This window comes from Mesorhizobium sp. J428, assembly GCF_024699925.1.
GTDB lineage: Bacteria > Pseudomonadota > Alphaproteobacteria > Rhizobiales > Rhizobiaceae > Mesorhizobium_A.
The window spans coordinates 3,458,594-3,475,185 of sequence record NZ_JAJOMX010000001.1; the positions used below are offsets into that span (position 1 = coordinate 3,458,594).

The 16,592-nt window shown below is 67.5% G+C and carries 15 protein-coding genes; 10 read left to right on the top strand and 5 right to left on the bottom strand.

Annotation, left to right across the window (positions count from 1 at the left end):
- Positions 1-165: 165 nt before the first annotated feature.
- From LRS09_RS17360 to LRS09_RS17375, 4 genes are all read left to right on the top strand, one after another.
- The gene (locus LRS09_RS17360; RefSeq protein WP_257808086.1) at positions 166-2,562 is read left to right on the top strand and encodes a GumC family protein; all 2,397 of its coding nucleotides are present in this window, start codon (positions 166-168) and stop codon (positions 2,560-2,562) included.
- 92 nt (positions 2,563-2,654) lie between these two features.
- Positions 2,655-3,554: a bifunctional methylenetetrahydrofolate dehydrogenase/methenyltetrahydrofolate cyclohydrolase FolD gene (gene folD, locus LRS09_RS17365; RefSeq protein ID WP_257808087.1), complete on the top strand. Its 900-nt coding sequence runs from the start codon at positions 2,655-2,657 to the stop codon at positions 3,552-3,554.
- A 148-nt stretch (positions 3,555-3,702) separates the two neighbouring features.
- Positions 3,703-4,665, top strand: a complete 963-nt coding sequence (locus LRS09_RS17370) for a GlxA family transcriptional regulator (RefSeq protein WP_257808088.1) — start codon at positions 3,703-3,705, stop codon at positions 4,663-4,665.
- Positions 4,666-4,800: 135 nt separating this feature from the next.
- Entirely contained in the window at positions 4,801-5,541 is a 741-nt protein-coding gene (locus LRS09_RS17375; RefSeq protein ID WP_257808089.1) for a carbon-nitrogen hydrolase family protein, read from the top strand.
- Between the two features lie 107 nt (positions 5,542-5,648).
- Here the strand turns inward: LRS09_RS17375 and LRS09_RS17380 are convergent, their stop codons facing one another.
- Positions 5,649-6,425, bottom strand: a complete 777-nt coding sequence (locus LRS09_RS17380) for an SDR family oxidoreductase (protein WP_257808091.1) — start codon at positions 6,423-6,425, stop codon at positions 5,649-5,651.
- A 134-nt stretch (positions 6,426-6,559) separates the two neighbouring features.
- Between LRS09_RS17380 and LRS09_RS17385 the strand changes: the two genes are divergently transcribed.
- Positions 6,560-6,802 (top strand): DUF982 domain-containing protein, encoded by a 243-nt coding sequence (locus LRS09_RS17385; RefSeq protein WP_257808092.1) that lies wholly within the window; start codon positions 6,560-6,562, stop codon positions 6,800-6,802.
- Here LRS09_RS17385 and edd read toward each other — a convergent pair whose 3' ends face one another.
- Genes edd through zwf form a run of 3 tightly spaced genes read right to left on the bottom strand, consistent with a single transcriptional unit; the run spans position 6,803 to position 10,804 of the window.
- Positions 6,803-8,620 carry a phosphogluconate dehydratase gene (gene edd, locus LRS09_RS17390; protein WP_257808093.1) on the bottom strand — a complete coding sequence of 606 codons (1,818 nt, stop codon included), beginning with the start codon at positions 8,618-8,620 and terminating at the stop codon, positions 6,803-6,805.
- 10 nt (positions 8,621-8,630) lie between these two features.
- Positions 8,631-9,335: a 6-phosphogluconolactonase gene (gene pgl, locus LRS09_RS17395; protein WP_257808095.1), complete on the bottom strand. Its 705-nt coding sequence runs from the start codon at positions 9,333-9,335 to the stop codon at positions 8,631-8,633.
- The gene (gene zwf / locus LRS09_RS17400) at positions 9,335-10,804 is read right to left on the bottom strand and encodes a glucose-6-phosphate dehydrogenase (protein ID WP_257808096.1); all 1,470 of its coding nucleotides are present in this window, start codon (positions 10,802-10,804) and stop codon (positions 9,335-9,337) included. The genes pgl and zwf overlap by 1 nt, the downstream gene beginning before the upstream one ends.
- Positions 10,805-10,996: 192 nt before the next feature.
- Between zwf and LRS09_RS17405 the strand changes: the two genes are divergently transcribed.
- A complete protein-coding gene (locus tag LRS09_RS17405; protein WP_257808097.1) occupies positions 10,997-12,472 on the top strand; it encodes an aldehyde dehydrogenase family protein in 1,476 nt (491 codons plus the stop codon).
- Positions 12,469-13,221 carry an SDR family oxidoreductase gene (locus LRS09_RS17410; RefSeq protein ID WP_257808099.1) on the top strand — a complete coding sequence of 251 codons (753 nt, stop codon included), beginning with the start codon at positions 12,469-12,471 and terminating at the stop codon, positions 13,219-13,221. The genes LRS09_RS17405 and LRS09_RS17410 overlap by 4 nt, the downstream gene beginning before the upstream one ends.
- Positions 13,222-13,228: 7 nt before the next feature.
- Here LRS09_RS17410 and LRS09_RS17415 read toward each other — a convergent pair whose 3' ends face one another.
- The gene (locus LRS09_RS17415; protein ID WP_257808100.1) at positions 13,229-13,468 is read right to left on the bottom strand and encodes a hypothetical protein; all 240 of its coding nucleotides are present in this window, start codon (positions 13,466-13,468) and stop codon (positions 13,229-13,231) included.
- 142 nt (positions 13,469-13,610) lie between these two features.
- Here LRS09_RS17415 and zigA point away from each other — a divergent pair, with 142 nt between their 5' ends.
- From zigA to LRS09_RS17430, 3 genes are all read left to right on the top strand, one after another.
- The gene (zigA, locus tag LRS09_RS17420) at positions 13,611-14,810 is read left to right on the top strand and encodes a zinc metallochaperone GTPase ZigA (protein WP_257808101.1); all 1,200 of its coding nucleotides are present in this window, start codon (positions 13,611-13,613) and stop codon (positions 14,808-14,810) included.
- Between the two features lie 92 nt (positions 14,811-14,902).
- A complete protein-coding gene (locus tag LRS09_RS17425) occupies positions 14,903-16,021 on the top strand; it encodes a beta-ketoacyl-ACP synthase III (RefSeq protein WP_257808103.1) in 1,119 nt (372 codons plus the stop codon).
- A 5-nt stretch (positions 16,022-16,026) separates the two neighbouring features.
- Positions 16,027-16,590, top strand: coding sequence for a sugar O-acetyltransferase (locus tag LRS09_RS17430; protein ID WP_257808105.1), 564 nt, complete (start codon positions 16,027-16,029; stop codon positions 16,588-16,590).
- The last annotated feature ends 2 nt before the right edge of the window (positions 16,591-16,592 follow it).

Here is a 16,592-nt window from a genome sequence, read left to right on the forward strand (position 1 = left end):
TGCTCGCGAAGGCGGAACGGGCGCCGCGGAACACGTGAAAAATGTGTCCATCGCCATATATCTTGCCACAGAAATTAACCATTTGTTTCCCATGGCTCTTTAGCGTGCCTTAACGATTGGGAACCCTCCAGTCGGCAGGCATGACCGAAAAGGCGCTAGGGGCGAATGATCAACCCGGACCATCGAGACCAGGGAAGACCCCCGCGTTCTCTGCTTTCGTTCGGGCAGACTCCGTCGAGACCCGCGGCAGGCGACCCGGCATCGGCCGGCTTCGACGCCGCCGAAACCTCTGCCGCCGAGCGGCACCGCATCGCGCGCGCGCGCCGCGAGGCGCGCTCCAACCGTCTGCTCGAGGCGCTCGCCGCTCTGCCGGAGACCGTCGAGGAGGAAGCGCCTCGCCCTGCCGCCGCCCGGGCGGCACCCGTCGCGCCGGCACCGGCGCCGCCGCCCCGGGCACCCGAAGTGGTCGCGCCGCCGCCGTCCGCCACCGCGCCGGCTCCCGCCGGGGAGCTGTGGCGGCCGCTGATAGACCCGCTGAAGATCTGGAACGGCATCGTCCGCTCGCGCTGGATCATCCTGGCGACGACCGTGGCGGGCGCCGCACTCGGCGTCATGATCGCGCTGTCGACGCCGAAGAAGTTCGAATCCGTCGCCGAGCTCCTCGTCGACCCCCGCGACATCAAGATCACCGACCGCAACGTGACCGAGGGCGGCCTGCCGTCCGACGCCACGCTGGCGATCGTCGAGAACCAGGTGAAGGTGCTCACCTCCGGCAACGTCCTGGCCAAGGTCGTGGACAAGCTGAACCTCGCCGCGGACCCCGAGTTCAATGGCGACGAAAAGAGCTTCGGCCTGGGCGCGCTCGTCTCGGAGCTGAGATCGATCTTCTCGCGCAGCGAGAAGGGCGAGGGCGACCTGCGCCGCGCGCTGGCGATCCAGGGCCTCGCCAAGAGCCTCGACGTCGAGCGCGGCGGCAAGACCTTCGTGGTCTCGATCTCCGCCGTCACGCAGAGCGCCGAGAAGTCGGCGCTGATCGCCAACACGCTGACCGAGACCTTCCTGCAGTCCTACGGCGACATCCAGTCCGACACGGCGGGTCGCGCCTCCGATGAACTGTCCTCGCGCCTTGCCGAGCTGCAGAAGGGCCTCGACGAGGCCGAGCGCAAGGTGGAAGCCTACAAGGCCGAGCGTGATCTCGTCGACGCGCAGGGCCGGCTGATCTCGGACGACGAGATGGTCAAGCTGAACGACCAGCTGACCATCGCCCGAGCCCGCACGATCGAGCTCAACGCGCGTGCCAGCTCGATCCGCGACCTCAATCCCGATGCGGTGGTGGGAGGCAGCCTGCCCGAGCAGATCAGCTCGCCGGTGATGGCGGAGCTGCGCACGCAATATGCGACGGCCAAGCAGGAGGTCGAGCGCCTGTCGGTCCGGCTCGGACCACGCCACCCCGAGCGTCTGGCCGCCGAGGCCCAGCTCGCCGGCGCGCGCGATTCGCTCGCCTCGGAACTGCGGCGCATCAGTTCCTCGATCCAGGTAGACCTCAAGCGCGCGGTGCAACTCGAGCAGGACCTCGCCAGCCGCCTCGCCCAACTCAAGGCGCGCCAGGCGCAGGTCAGCGAGGACCTCGTCACGGTGCGCGAACTGGAGCGCGAAGCGGCCGCCAAGCGCGCCGTCTACGAATCCTTCCTGCTGCGTGCGCGCGAGACCAACGAGCAGCGCGGCATGAACACCGCGAACATGAGCGTCATCTCGGTGGCCCAGCCGCCGCTCGAGCCTCTCGGGCCTTCGCGTAGCATGACAGTGATCGCCGCCACGATCCTCGGCTTCATGGCCGGCGTCGGCATCGGCGGCGCCCGCGGCGCCATCGACAGCCTGCGCTCGGGCGGAGGCGGAAGCCCCGTCCGCCCGGCGCCGCGCCCCGCACCCGGCCGCCCGCGCGACGAGACCGACGACGAGATCGACAGGATCATGCACTCCGCCGCGCGGCGCGAGACATCCGAAGCGGCCACTGCAGCCACGAGGCGCACGGCCGAACCGGCTCCGGCCGTCGCCGCGGCCGAAGCCAGAAAGAGCGCTCCGCCGCAGCCCGAGGCCTATCCGTATGTCCCGACGCAGACGGGCTATCCGGGGCAGCCGATGCCGCAGCCCGCGCAGCCGCCTGGCTGGTACGATCCGCAGGCGGCCTATGCCGCCCAGCAGCAGGCTGCCTACCAGGCCTGGCTTGCCGCGCGCCCGCAGCCGCCTGCCTATCCGCCACAGCCCGCGCCGACGCAGCACTGGGGCGCCTGGCCCGAACAGCCGGGCCATGCCCAGCCGGTCTATCCGCAGCCGCAGATGCCGCTCAACATGCAGTCGCCGCAGCCCTGGCCGGCGCAGCCGCAGTTCGCGCCGCCCGCCGGCTGGCAGCCGCCGCAGGAGATGACGCAGCCGCCGCAGCCCCAGACCTTCCAGCAGGTGCAGGCGGATGCGAGCTCGATCGACGACATCCGCGAAAGCCTGCGCGAATTCCGCACCGCCGTGCGCGAGCTCGCCACCAGCCGCGCGCGCGGCCGCATGTGAAACGGGAATGCGGCATAGTACGCCGCTTTGACAGGTAGGACTCGCCGCTATTTCGTGCCATGACCGCGCCTGCCGAAGCAGGAGGGTGCATCATGGCTGAGATCATCGACGGCAAGAAGGCGGGCGAGGAGGTCGCTGCGAAGGTGGCGAAGGCCACTGCCGAACTGGTCGCGGGAACGGGCGTCAAGCCGGGTCTCGCCGTGGTCATCGTCGGCGAGGACCCCGCCAGCCAGGTCTACGTCGCCTCCAAATCGCGCAAGGCGCGCGAATGCGGCTTTCACTCCGTGCAGCACACGCTGGCGGAGGATACGCCCGAGGCCGAGCTCCTGGCGCTCATCGACGCGCTCAACGCCGATGCCGCCATCCACGGCATCCTGGTGCAGCTTCCGCTGCCCGCGCATATCGATTCCGGCAAGGTGATCCAGGCGATCTCCCCGGACAAGGACGTCGACGGGTTCCATTTCATCAATGTCGGCAAGCTCGGCGCCGGCGTCCTCGACACGGCCTTCGTGCCCTGCACGCCGGCCGGTTCGATGCTGCTGATCGAGCGGATCCACGGCCGCGACCTGTCCGGCCTCAACGCCGTCGTCGTCGGCCGCTCCAACATCGTCGGCAAGCCGATGGCGAACCTGCTGCTCGCCGCCAACGCCACGGTCACGATCGCGCATTCGCGGACGAAGGACCTGCCGGCGCTCTGCCGCACCGCCGACATCCTCGTCGCCGCCGTCGGCCGGCCCGAGATGGTCAAGGGCGACTGGGTGAAGGAGGGCGCGACCGTGGTCGATGTCGGCATCAACCGCATCCCCGCGCCCGAGAAGGGCGAGGGCAAGTCGCGCCTCGTCGGCGACGTGGAGTTCGCGTCGGCCGCGCAGCGCGCCGGCGCGATCACGCCTGTCCCCGGCGGCGTTGGGCCGATGACGATCGCCATGCTGATGGCCAACACCCTCGTCTCGGCCTGCAGGTCGGCGGGGGTGGGAAGGCCGACGTTCTGAGGCAGTAGGCAGTAGGGCTTAGGCAGCAGGGAAGCCGAATTCTGTTGGCGCTTCGTGTCTTGCCGAGTAATCCTCCTGCCTGAGCCCTACTGCCTACTGCCTGCTCCACCTCCTTCCCGCTCCCCTCGGCATCCTGTAGAACGCCGTCATGCCCGACCCCTCTGCTTCCGGCCGGCAATTCGCTTTCCTGCTGGTGGACAAGTTCCCCATGTTCTCGCTAGTGGCGGCGATCGACACGCTGCGCTCGGCCAATCGGATGCTGGGCAGGGATTTCTATTCCTGGAAGACGGTGTCGGCCGACGGCGAGGCGGTGGTGGCGTCGAACGGGCTGCCGCTCAAGATCGACTATGCGATCGCGGACCTGCCGGCGGCGGACATCCTGTTCGTCTGCGCCGGCCTGACCTTCGAGTTCCCCGGCAAGCCCAAGGTGCTCTCGGGCCTGCGCAGCCTCGGCCGCCGCGGCGCCGCACTCGGTGCACTGTCGGCAGGCTCGCACACGCTTGCCGAGGCAGGGCAGCTCGACGGCCACCGCTGCACGATCCACTGGGAGAATCGCGCCGGCTTCCGCGAGCGCTTCCCGGACATCGACTGCACGGGCAACGTCTTCGAGATCGATCGCAAGCGCTATACCTGCGCGGGCGGCACGACCTCGATCGACCTGTTTCTGGAGATCGTCCGCGCGGATTTCGGGGCAGGGGTTGCCAACGAGGTTGCCAACCAGTTCCAGCACGAGCGCATCCGCTCGGCCGGCGACCGCCAGCGCGTCGGGCCCGAACGCGACCTGACCGGCAAGTCGGACAAGCTGCGCAAGATCGTCGAGCGGATGGCGGACAATCTCGACGAGCCGCTGTCGGCGGTGGATCTCGCCAAGGCGGCCGGCCTGTCGGTGCGCCAGGTCGAGCGGCTGTTCCTGCGCCATCTCAACATGACGCCCGGCCGCTACTACATGCGGCTCCGGCTGGAGCGCGCCCGCGAGCTGCTGCGCCAGACCAACATGCCGATCCTCGACGTGGCGATCGCCACCGGCTTCACCTCGCACTCCTATTTCGCGCAGTCCTACCGGCTCCAGTTCGGCCGCCCGCCCTCGGAGGAGCGACGCACGACGTATTGATGCCGTCAGGAGGCGAGGAAGTCGCCGTCGCGAGCGCGTGGGGGAGGTGGTGGAGCGGACGAATCCGGCCGATGCGCGTGGGGAACTGCTTCCCCTCGTATACGTAGCGCCAGAGCTGAAATCAGAAGGCATGACATGACAGCCGTACGGATCGCAGCTGCACAGACTGCCGAATACAGGGAGGACGTTGAGGGCGCTCTGTCCTATGCCGTCGGGGTTTCGCGACAGGCGGAAGCCGAAGGCGCATGCCTGCTTTGTTTTCCCGAGGGATACCTCCAAGGGTATTTTACCGACGAAGCATCTGCACGCAGGGTTGCGCTAGATGTCTCCTCCAGCCGCTTCAATGATCTGATAAAACGTTTCCCGAAAGTCGCGCCCATAATCGTAATCGGTTTCATCGAGGTATCGATGGGCAGGCTATTCAACAGCGCCGTCGTCATAGAAGGGGCGACCGCGGTCGGCTACTATCGAAAAAGGCATCTTCTGCCGGGCGAGAGCGCCTTCTCCGCCGGGACGGATACGCCAGTCTTCACTGCCGGCGGCCTGCGTTTCGGAGTAAACATCTGCTACGACACCAACTTCCCTGCGGCAGCGCAGCGTGTTGCCGACACCGGCGCAACACTCATCGTCTGTCCCGCAAACAATATGATGCGAAGGGACAAGGCAGAAATCTTGAGAGATGCCCATAATTCTGTGCGTGGCGACCGATGTCGAGAGACCGGCCTCTGGCTCGTATCGGCAGATGTCACCGGCGAACGTGACGACCTCGTATCATTGGGGCCGACCGCTGTTCTCAATCCAGAAGGAGAGGTTGTGAAACAGCTACCGTTGGGGAGACCGGGGCTGCTGATAGCGGACATCCCAATCAGCGCTTGATAGAATTCTGCGTAACTCTCCCGCGTTCCTGAGTCATCATAGTCTCGCATCCCAAGGTGGATAAATGCATCGCAAGCTCGATGTGCGATCGCCGGGGCCGATACGGCCTACACCACCACGGGATTCGCCGCGCCGTCCATGCTGATCGACACGCCGGTGATGTAGCTGGCCTTGTCCGAGGCGAGGAACAGCACTGCGTTGGCGATCTCTTCGGGGCTTGCCATCCGGCCGAGCGGGATGCGGGCGACGCTGGCGCGGCGGGCTTCCTCGACGTCGATGCCAGAGAGCCGCGCCTCGGCGGCCAGCCCCTCGGCCACCCGCCCCGTTTCCGTTCCGCCAGGATTGATCGCCACGACACGTGCGCCGCGCGGCGCGTAGGCCGTGGCGAGGCCGGCGGTCACCAGCATAAGCGCCGCATTGGCCGCGCCGCCTGGAATATGAACCCGCGAGGCCACCTTGCCGCCGTTGCCGACGACGTTGACGATCACGCCCGATCCGCGCGCGGCCATAGCCTTCACCACGGGGTCGATCGCGTTGACGTAGGAGAAATATTTCGCATCCATTGCGGCGCGGTAGGCCTGCGGGGTGAGCTCGTCCGGCGGGGTGCGCTTGGCCGCGCCTGCGCTGTTCACCAGCACGTCGATCGCGCCGAGATGCGCCGTCATCGCCGCGATCGCGCCGGCCGCGGCGTCGGCGTCGCTCAGGTCGGCCGCGATGCCGTAGACGCCGGGCAGGGCGGCGCGGGCCTGTTCGATGTTTTCGCGCGAGCGCGACACGATGCCGACGCGTGCGCCTTCCTCAAGGAAAGCCTTCGCGCAGGCGAAGCCGATGCCCTTCGAGCCGCCGGTGACCACGACGCCCTTGCCCTTCAATCCGAGATCCATTGCGATTCCTCCGCGTTTCGCTTGAAGTCAGTCCCGCGCAAGCGATCGTTTGGCAAGATGAAAAGAATCCCGCCGGCGCGTGGAACCTTGGCCGGCCCGGACCGTTGCCGCGACGACTGCCGAGGGGTGATGCCATGCCGATCGACCAGACGTTTCACGAGCCGGTGCTGCTGAAGACCGGAAAGAGCGGTCTTGCCGAGATCAGGACGCTGGCGCAGGCCCGCGATCTTCTGCGGGAAGGCTGGCCCGAGACGCACGGCAAGTGGTACTACGCGGCCGATCGCGCCTGCGCGGACGCGGCCAACGGCAAGGCCTCGGTCCACATCGCCCGGCGCATCTTCGTCTACGCCGCCGAGGAAGCCCGCCTCAGGGCCTGATCAGGCGAAGACGCTCGCGCCAGCCTCAGCCTGACCCACCATGGCCCGGAACGCGCCGAACAGCTCGCGCCCCATGCCGTAGCCATTGGCGGTGAGGTCGGCCGTCACGCAGGTGCGCGTGGCGATCTCCTCCGCCGACAGGAACACTTCGAGTGTGCCTTCCTCGCCGTCGAGACGGATCAGGTCGCCGTCGCGGATCTTGCCGATCACGCCGCCGTCCAGCGCCTCGGGCGTCACGTGGATCGCCGACGGCACCTTGCCGGAGGCGCCCGACATGCGCCCGTCGGTCACCAGCGCCACCTTGTAGCCGCGGTCCTGCAGCACGCCGAGCACGGTGGTGAGCTTGTGCAGCTCCGGCATGCCGTTCGCCTTCGGCCCCTGGAAGCGCAGCACGGCGACGAAGTCCTTCTCGAGCTCGCCCGCCTTGAAGGCCGCGTTCATCTCCTCCTGGCTGTGGAAGACGATGGCCGGCGCCTCGACGCGCCGCCGCTCCGGCTTGACGGCGGAGGTCTTGGCGATGGCGAGGCCGATATTGCCCTTCAGAACCTTGAGCCCGCCGGTGGCTTGGAACGGCTTTGCCGAGGTCGCAAGCACCTTGTCGTCGCCGCTGATTGCGGGCGCGGGCTCGCGCACGACCGTGCCGTCCGCGCCGAGCTTGGCCTCGACCGCATAGGCCGCAAGTCCCTCGCCCCACACGGTCTGCACATCGTCGTGCAGGTAGCCGCCAGACAGAAGCTCGCGGATCAGGAACCCCATGCCGCCCGCAGCGTGGAAATGGTTCACGTCGGCCAGCCCGTTCGGATAGACGCGAGCCAGGAGCGGCACGATGTCCGACAGGTCGGAGATGTCCTGCCAGGTCAGCCTGATTCCGGCCGCCTGCGCCATGGCGATGATATGCATTGTGTGGTTGGTCGAGCCGCCCGTCGCGTGCAGGCCGACGACGCCGTTAACGAAGGAGCGCTCGTCAATCATGCGCCCCACGGGCGTGTAGGCATTGCCGAGATGGGTGATGGCGAGTGCCCGCTTCGTCGCTTCCTTGGTGAGCGCGTCGCGCAGCGGCGTGCCGGGATTGACGAAGGAGGCGCCGGGCGTGTGCAGGCCCATGATCTCCATCAGCATCTGGTTCGAGTTCGCGGTGCCGTAGAAGGTGCAGGTGCCGGGGCCGTGGTAGGATTTCGATTCCGCCTCAAGCAGTTCCGCGCGGCCGACCTTGCCCTCGGCATAGAGCTGACGCACGCGCGCCTTCTCGTCGTTCGGCAGGCCCGAGGTCATCGGCCCGGCCGGGATGAACACCGCCGGCAGGTGGCCGAAGGTCAGGGCGCCGATGACGAGGCCGGGCACGATCTTGTCGCAGACGCCGAGATAGACGGCGGCGTCGAACATATTGTGCGACAGGCCGACGGCAGTCGCCATCGCGATCACGTCGCGCGAGAACAGCGACAGCTCCATGCCCGGCTGGCCCTGGGTGACGCCGTCGCACATGGCCGGCACACCGCCCGCCACCTGTGCGATGCCGCCGGCCTCGCGCGCCGCCTGCTTGATGAGCTGCGGGAAGAATTCGAACGGCTGATGCGCCGACAGCATGTCGTTGTAGGAGGTGATGACGCCGAGGTTCGGCACGACATCGCCGCCCAGCGCCACCTTCTCGTTCGGCGCGCAGACGGCAAAGCCGTGGGCGAGGTTGCCGCAGGATAGAACCGCTCGGTTGGCGCGATTGCCAGTGGCCGCCTCGACGCGGCCGAGATAGTCCTCGCGCAGCGGTCGCGACCGCTCGCGGATACGGTCCGTGATGGCTTCGATGGCTTTCAGGGCGGACATGGCGGATCTCCTACGGAGCCCAGTAGATATCGATCGGTGCTGCTGCGGCGTCGAAAACGCGGGCGATGGGAAGCCTGGGCGCGGCCTGCGCCAGCGCCCGCTCGAGGACAATCTTCTTCGCCTCCCCCTCGATATGGAGCGCGAGGAGGCCGGCGTCCACGAGAAGCGGCAGGGTAAGCGTGATGCGCGGCTCGCCGCCGGATGGGGCATCGACGGACATGACGCGCCGCGGCTGCGACGGGTCGGTCAGCGCGTCGAGGTTGGGCGCGTCGGGGAAGAAGGAGGCGGTGTGGCCATCGGCGCCCATGCCGAGCACGACGGCGTCGAGCCGGGGGCCGAGCAGGGCGACGGCAGCATCGGCACCGTTGGCGGCTGCCTCGGCTGTGGCGGTGTCCGAATAAAGGCCGACGAACCGCGCCAGCCGCGCCTCGTTCCTCAGCAACTTCTCCCTGACCAGACGCTCGTTGGAGCGCTCGGAGGCGGGCGGGACGAAGCGCTCGTCCACCAGCGTCACGACGACCTTCGTCCAGTCGAGTTCCTTGCGCGACAGGGCGTCGAAGAACAGCGCCGGCGTCGTGCCGCCGGAGACGGCAAGCGTTGCGCCGTCCTTCGCCTCGATCGCCGCGCGCAGGCGATCGGCGACGGTCGCGGCAAGCGCGGAGGCGAGCGCGTCACGCGTCTCGAATGCCCGCCACCATGCCTTGCGCGATCCCATCAGGTGCTCTCGTGCCAGGTCCTGCCGTCGCGCTCGATCAGCGCGATGGCAGAGGAGGGGCCCCAGGTGCCGGACGTATAGCCCTGCGTCTCCTGCAGGTTCTCGGCCCATGCGCCCTGGATAGGGTCGATCCACTTCCACGCGGCCTCGACCTCGTCGCGGCGCATGAACAGCGTCTGGTTGCCGCGCACCACGTCCATCACCAGCCGCTCATAGGCGTCGGGGTTCCGCTCCTGGAAGGACTGGGCGAAGCTCATGTCGAGGGCGATGTTGCGCAGCCGCATGCCGCCGGGGCCGGGGTCCTTGATCATGATCCACTGCTTCACGCCCTCGTCGGGCTGCAGGCGGATAACGAGCTGGTTCGCCAGGATGCGGCCGGCATTGTCGCCGAAGATCGAGTGCGGGATGTGCTTGAACTCGATGACGATCTCGGACACGCGGGTCGCGAGCCGCTTGCCGGTGCGCAGGTAGAACGGCACGCCGGCCCAGCGCCAGTTCTCGATCTCGGCCTTGATCGCCACGAAGGTCTCGGTCGAGCTCTGCGCGCCGAGTTCCTCCTGATAGCCCTTCACCGCGCCGCCGGCCGAGGCACCTGCGCGATACTGGCCGCGGACGGTCATCTTGGGCGCTTCCTGGCCGTTGATGCGCTTCAGCGAGCGAAGCACCTTCAGCTTCTCGTCGCGCACCGCGTCGGCATCCATCGAGGAGGGCGCTTCCATGGCGACGAGGCAGAGGAGCTGCAGGATATGGTTCTGCACCATGTCGCGCAGCGCGCCGGCCTTGTCGTAGTAGCCGATGCGGTCCTCCAGGCCGACCGTCTCGGCGACGGTGATCTGGACGTGGTCGATATGCGCCGAATTCCACAGCGGCTCGTAGAGCATGTTGGCGAAGCGCAGCGCCATCAGGTTCTGCACCGTCTCCTTGCCCAGATAGTGGTCGATGCGGAAGATCTGCTGCTCGTCGAAATAGCTGCCGATCTGGTCGTTCAGCGCCTGGGCGGAGGCAAGGTCGCGGCCGATGGGCTTCTCGACGACGATGCGGCTGTTCTTGCAGATCAGCCCGCTGCCCTTCAAATGCTTGGCGATGTCGCCGAACAGCGCCGGCGCGACCGCCATGTAGAACACCCGGATGCGTTCGCTGTCGCCGACCTGCTTCTTGATGGCGTCGAAGCCTTCACCGGTCTTGCCGTCGGCTGCGATGTAGGAGAGGCGGGCGAGGAAGGTGTCGAGCTCCTGTGCGTCGATCTCGTTCGCCTTGACATGGTCGGTGATCGCCTTCCTGGCGAACTCGCGGTACTCCTTGTGCGTCATCTTCGCACGCGAGGTGCCGATGATCCGTGTCGGCTCGGTGAACTGGCCCGCGCGTTGGCGCTGATAGAGCGCCGGCAGCAGCTTGCGCTCGGCGAGGTCGCCGGTGCCGCCGAAGGCGATGAAGTCGAAAGGTTCGACGGGGATGATCTGGCTGGTCATGCTGTGCCCGCTGTCTGTTCCGGAGCGCTCCGGCCCTCGTATAATCTAATCGATTTAAAGTTCCTAGTCCCGCCGGAGCGATTGCTTCAGCTTGACACTGCCCGAGGGAGGGTCTTCTCCTGCGGCACCCCGGCCCGGCGCTATTGCAGTGCAGCATACCGCGCGGCCGGTGAAAAGCGAAAAGGAGCCGATATGGGCACCCACCTGTCTCGAACCGTCGCCGAGGGCGTCGCCTTCATGCAGATCATCGACGGCAAGCCGACCGACGCGCTGTCGGGCGCGCGCATCGACGTGGCTTCCCCCTCGGACGGCAAGGTGTTTGCCTCGATTCCCGCCTCGGGCGAGGCGGATGTCGACCGCGCCGTTCGCTCGGCGCGCAAGGCCTTCGACGAGGGCCCCTGGGGTCGCATGCCGGCGGTCGAGCGCGGCCGCTGCCTGACGCGGCTGTTCCAGCTGGTCGAGAGCCACGGCACGGAGCTTGCCGCGCTCGAATCGCGCGACACGGGCAAGCCGATCCGGCAGGGCAGGGCGGACATCACCGCCACCATGCGCTACTACGAATTCTACGGCGGCGCGGGCGACAAGATCCACGGCGACACGATCCCCTTCCTGCCCGGCTATACTGCGCTGACGCTGCGCGAGCCACACGGCGTCGTCGCCGGCATCATTCCCTGGAACTACCCGCTGCAGATTCTTGCGCGCGTGCTGGGCGCGGCGCTCGCCATGGGCAACACGCTGGTCGCCAAGCCGGCCGAGGACGCCTCGCTGACCGCCATCCGCATCGCCGAGCTGGCGCTGGAGGCGGGCATTCCGCCGGGCGTCGTCAACGTCGTCACCGGCTACGGCCGCGAAGCGGGCGCGGCCCTTTCGGCCCATCCGGGCGTCGACTACGTCACCTTCACCGGCTCGCCGCTTACCGGCACGGCGATCCAGCAGGCGGCCGCGATCAACAACCGTGGCGTGACGATGGAGCTCGGCGGCAAGTCGCCGCAGATCGTCTTCGCCGACGCCGACATCGAGGCGGCCGTTCCTGTGCTCGTCAACGCCATCATCCAGAACGGCGGCCAGACCTGCTCGGCCGGCAGCCGTGTGCTGGTGGAGCGTCCCGCCTACGAGCAGGTCGCGTCTGCGCTGGCGGAGCGCTTCTCGGCGCTGGTCGCGGGTCCCCACGACGCCGACCTCGACCTCGGCGCGCTGATCAACCCGAAACAGCGCGACCGCGTCGCCGGCATGATCGCCGCGGCTGAGGAGGCGGGTGTGTCGGTGCTCGCCCGCGGCTCCGTCGCGAAGGATGCGCCGGCCAGCGGCTGGTACCAGGCGCCGGTGCTGTTCGGCTCCGTCGATCCCGCCGCGACGATCGCGCAGGAGGAGGTGTTCGGCCCCGTTCTCGCGCTCTCCCCCTTCGACGGCGAGGAGGACGCGATCCGGATCGCCAACGGCACCGAGTTCGGCCTCGTCGCGGGCGTGTGGACGAAGGACGGCGCGTGCCAGCACCGAGTCGCCAAGCGCGTCCGCGCCGGGCAGGTCTTCGTCAACGGCTATGGTGCGGGCGGCGGTGTCGAACTGCCCTTTGGCGGCTTCAAGAAGTCCGGCCATGGCCGCGAGAAGGGTTTTGAGGCGCTCTACGACATGAGCGCGACGAAGACGATCGTCTTCAATCACGGATGAGCAGTCGCCTCGAGAACAAGGTCGCGATCGTCACCGGAGCGGCCTCGGGCTTCGGCGAGGGCATGGCGCGGCGCTTCGCGGAAGAAGGCGCGAAGGTCGTGGTCGCCGACCTCAACGCGATGGGCGCCGAGCGCGTCGCGTCCGAGATCGGCGGGAGCGCCATCGCCGTCGGCACGGACGTCACCGTGCGCGCCGAGATCGACGAACTGGTCTACGCGGCCATGCAGGCATTCGGCCGGGTCGACATCATGGTGAACAATGCCGGCTTCACCCACCGCAGCGGCAGCCTCATCGACGTGGACGAGGAGACGTTCGACCTCATCGCCGACGTCAACATGAAGGCGGTTTACTTCTCGACACTCGCCGTCGTGCCGATCATGGAGCGGCAAGGCGGCGGCTCGATCATTACGACCGCGTCGACATCCGGCATCAGGCCTCAGGCGGGCCTGACCTGGTACAATGCTTCGAAAGGCTGGGCGATCACCGCGACAAAGTCGATGGCGCTGGAACTCGCGCCGAAGAAGATCCGCGTCAACTGCCTGTGCCCTGTGTCGGGCGACACTCCGATGCTCGCCCGCTTCATGGGCGGCGACACGCCCGAAATTCGCGCGGAGATCCGCGCCGCCATTCCGCTTGGCCGGCTGTCCACGCCGCTGGACGTCGCCAATGCCGCGCTCTGGCTCGCTTCGGACGAGGCGGCCTTCATCACCGGCGTCGCGCTCGAGGTCGACGGCGGCTTCGACATCTAGCCGGGCTTCAACCTTCGACTTCCGTCTCCGGGCGGTCGCTGCCGGCGGCGTGTTCGGTGCGCCAGGCGCCTGAACTGTCCTGATATTCGATTTCCGCGTCGCGTCCGCCGAGCCTGTGCTCGTTTGCTGCCGCGAGCGCGGCGTTGCGCGCGCTGTCGTGGTTCGGAAACGTCTCGGAAAACACGTCGCCGACCTTGTAGGCCCAGCCGCCGTCATGCTGGACGACGCGATATACGATACCTGGCATTGCTACACTCCTGCGTTTCCGCACCAACAGCATCGGAGCCGGTGCGGTTCCCTCCGGAATATGGATCGGCGCGGCTGTCTTCACAATGCTCGCCGGATGGGTTAAGCGATGTAATGTAATAACATTACAAATCGAGGCTCCCTTGCACGCTCCCCTTTCCAGCCGCCTTCCGGTCACGGTCCTCTCGGGCTTTCTCGGCGCCGGCAAGACCACCCTGCTCAACCATATCCTCCACAATCGCGAGGGCCGACGCGTCGCGGTGATCGTCAACGACATGAGCGAGATCAACATCGACGCCGATCTCGTGCGCGAGGGCGGCGCCAACCTCTCCCAGACCGAGGAGAAGCTGGTCGAGATGACGAACGGCTGCATCTGCTGCACCTTGCGGGACGACCTCCTCAAGGAGGTCGCCGCGCTCGCCGAGGAGCGGCGCGTCGACTATCTCGTCATCGAATCCACCGGCGTGTCCGAGCCGCTACCGGTCGCCACCACCTTCGAATTCCGCGACGAGAAGGGCCGCAGCCTCTCCGACGTCGCCCGACTCGACACCATGGTTACCGTGGTCGACGCGGTGAACCTGCTGCGCGACTACGGATCGACCGATTTTCTGAAGGACAGGGGTGAGGTGGCAGGCGAGGGCGATGCGCGTGCGCTGGTCGACCTTCTCGTCGAGCAGATCGAGTTTGCCGACGTCGTCGTGCTCAACAAGGTCGGCGACGCGGGCGCACGCGCCGCCGATGCGGTGAAGATCATCCGCGCACTCAATCCGTCGGTGCGGCTGATCGAGACCGATTTCTCCAAGGTCGATCTCGACGAGGTGCTCGACACCGGCCGTTTCGACTTCGAGAAGGCGCAGGAGCATCCGCTCTGGTTTAAGGAGCTGAACGGCTTCCGTGACCATGTGCCGGAGACAGAGGAATATGGCGTCCGCTCCTTCGTCTACCGCGCCCGCCGTCCGTTCCATCCGGCGCGATTGCAGGCCTTCATCAATTCCTCCTGGGCGGGCGTGGTACGCGCGAAGGGCTTCTTCTGGCTGGCGACACGGCCCGATTTCGTCGGCGAGCTCAGCCAGGCCGGCGCGCTGGTGAGGACCGGCAAACGCGGCCGCTGGTGGGCGTCCGTTCCCCGGTCGATGCATCCCGACAGCGCCGAATGGCGCGCCGCCATGCAGGACTATATCGACCCGGTGTGGGGCGACCGGCGCCAGGAGCTCGTCTTCATCGGCGTCGACCCGATGGACAAGGCTGAATTGACCGCCCGCCTCGACGCCTGCCTCGTCGACGAGCGCGACTTTGCGCCGTCGCGGTGGCGGGGCCTCCCGGACCCGTTCCCGGCCTGGTAGCGCAGCGGAACGGTTGACGCGGGCAGCGCGCTGGTTTCTTTGGCGGCCCCGGCTATATTTGCTGGAAAAACGCGGGGAAACGGGAAACGCGCATGCACAGGGTCGCCATCACCGGCACGGGCATCTTCACGCCCGACGAGGTCATCACCAATGCGGAACTGGTGGCCTCCTACAACGAATATGCACGCCGCCAGAACGAGGAGCATGCCGACGAGATCGCGGCGGGCAGCCGCGAGCCGATGCCGATGTCCAGCGAAGAGTTCATCTTCAAGGCCTCCGGCATCGAGCGGCGCCATGTGATGAACAAGTCTGGCGTGCTGGATCCCGACCGGATGATGCCGAAGCTCAGGCCCCGCGCGGACGAGGAACTGTCGATCATGGCCGAGATCGCGGTGGACGCGGCGAACAAGGCGCTGGCGCAGGCCGGGCGCACAGCAGGCGAGGTGGATGCCGTGATCTGCGCGGCGTCGAACCACGAGCGCGCCTATCCGGCGATCGCGGTGGAGATCCAGCAGGCGCTGGGCATCAAGGGCTTCGCCTTCGACATGAACGTCGCCTGTTCCTCGGCGACCTTCGGCATACAGGCCGCCGCCGACATGATCCGCTGCGGCTCGGCGCGTTCGATCCTGATGGTCAATCCGGAGATCACCTCGGGCCACCAGGAATGGCGCGACCGCGACTGCCATTTCATCTTCGGCGACGTCTGCACCGCCGTGCTGATGGAGCGCGTCGACGGCGAGGTGCCGGGCGCATGGGAGATCCTGTCGACACGCCTCGTCACGGAGTTCTCCAACAACATCCGCAACAACAACGGCTTCCTGCGCCGCACGCACGACCAGATGGGCGAGCGCCGCGACATGCAGTTCATGCAGGAGGGCCGCAAGGTCTTCAAGCAGGTGGTGCCGATGGTGGCCGAGCTGATGCTGGGACATCTCGCCGACGAGGGCATGAAGCCGTCCGACCTGAGCCGCATGTGGCTGCACCAGGCCAACAAGAACATGAACGACTTCATCGGCCAGAAGGTGCTTGGCCGCGAGCCGTCGCGCGAGGAACAGCCGAACGTGCTGCAGGACTATGCGAACACGTCGTCGGCCGGCTCGATCATCGCCTTCTCCAAGTTCTCGGACGACCTGCCCGCCGGCAGCCGCGGCGTCATCTGCTCCTTCGGCGCCGGCTATTCGGCCGGCAGCGTGATCGTTCAGCGGATGTGACGCCGATGGCCGCCGATCAACCCCGCAGCGCGCGCGAAAAGATGGCGGCGGGCGAGTGGTACAGCTTCTGGGACCCGGAGCTGACGGCGCTGCGCGAGCGGGCGCAGGAGGCGATCTTCGAGCACAACACCCTGCCGCCGTCGAAGCGCGGCAACATCGCGCCCGCGCTGGCCGCCATCCTCGGCGCGGTCGGCGAGGGCTGCCGCATCGAGCAGCCGTTCCATTGCGCCTACGGCGTCAACATCGCGATGGGAGACGGCGCCTACATGAACTTCGGCTGCGTCGTCCTCGATCATGGCGGCGTCGCAATAGGCCGCAAGGCGATGATCGGGCCGCGGGTGCAGATCTACACGGTGGAGCACCACAGGGAGCCTGAACCGCGCAATGCCGGCATGGAGATCGCCCGGCCGGTGGTGATCGGCGACAATGTCTGGATCGGCGGCGGCGCGATCATTCTCGGCGGCGTGACGATCGGCGACGGCGCGATCATCGCCGCCGGCTCGGTCGTTACCCGCGACGTTCCGCCCGGGGCCACCGTGGCCGGCAACCCGGCGCGGGCGGTCGGGTAGGC

Excerpts from the sequence above, each read along its gene's own strand:
- LRS09_RS17360 (WP_257808086.1), top strand. The coding sequence starts at position 166 with ATGATCAACCCGGACCATCGAGACCAGGGAAGACCCCCGCGTTCTCTG.
- folD (WP_257808087.1), top strand. The coding sequence starts at position 2,655 with ATGGCTGAGATCATCGACGGCAAGAAGGCGGGCGAGGAGGTCGCTGCG.
- LRS09_RS17370 (WP_257808088.1), top strand. The coding sequence starts at position 3,703 with ATGCCCGACCCCTCTGCTTCCGGCCGGCAATTCGCTTTCCTGCTGGTG.
- LRS09_RS17375 (WP_257808089.1), top strand. The coding sequence starts at position 4,801 with ATGACAGCCGTACGGATCGCAGCTGCACAGACTGCCGAATACAGGGAG.
- LRS09_RS17380 (WP_257808091.1), bottom strand. The coding sequence starts at position 6,425 with ATGGATCTCGGATTGAAGGGCAAGGGCGTCGTGGTCACCGGCGGCTCG.
- LRS09_RS17385 (WP_257808092.1), top strand. The coding sequence starts at position 6,560 with ATGCCGATCGACCAGACGTTTCACGAGCCGGTGCTGCTGAAGACCGGA.
- edd (WP_257808093.1), bottom strand. The coding sequence starts at position 8,620 with ATGTCCGCCCTGAAAGCCATCGAAGCCATCACGGACCGTATCCGCGAG.
- pgl (WP_257808095.1), bottom strand. The coding sequence starts at position 9,335 with ATGGGATCGCGCAAGGCATGGTGGCGGGCATTCGAGACGCGTGACGCG.
- zwf (WP_257808096.1), bottom strand. The coding sequence starts at position 10,804 with ATGACCAGCCAGATCATCCCCGTCGAACCTTTCGACTTCATCGCCTTC.
- LRS09_RS17405 (WP_257808097.1), top strand. The coding sequence starts at position 10,997 with ATGGGCACCCACCTGTCTCGAACCGTCGCCGAGGGCGTCGCCTTCATG.
- LRS09_RS17410 (WP_257808099.1), top strand. The coding sequence starts at position 12,469 with ATGAGCAGTCGCCTCGAGAACAAGGTCGCGATCGTCACCGGAGCGGCC.
- LRS09_RS17415 (WP_257808100.1), bottom strand. The coding sequence starts at position 13,468 with ATGCCAGGTATCGTATATCGCGTCGTCCAGCATGACGGCGGCTGGGCC.
- LRS09_RS17425 (WP_257808103.1), top strand. The coding sequence starts at position 14,903 with ATGCACAGGGTCGCCATCACCGGCACGGGCATCTTCACGCCCGACGAG.
- LRS09_RS17430 (WP_257808105.1), top strand. The coding sequence starts at position 16,027 with ATGGCCGCCGATCAACCCCGCAGCGCGCGCGAAAAGATGGCGGCGGGC.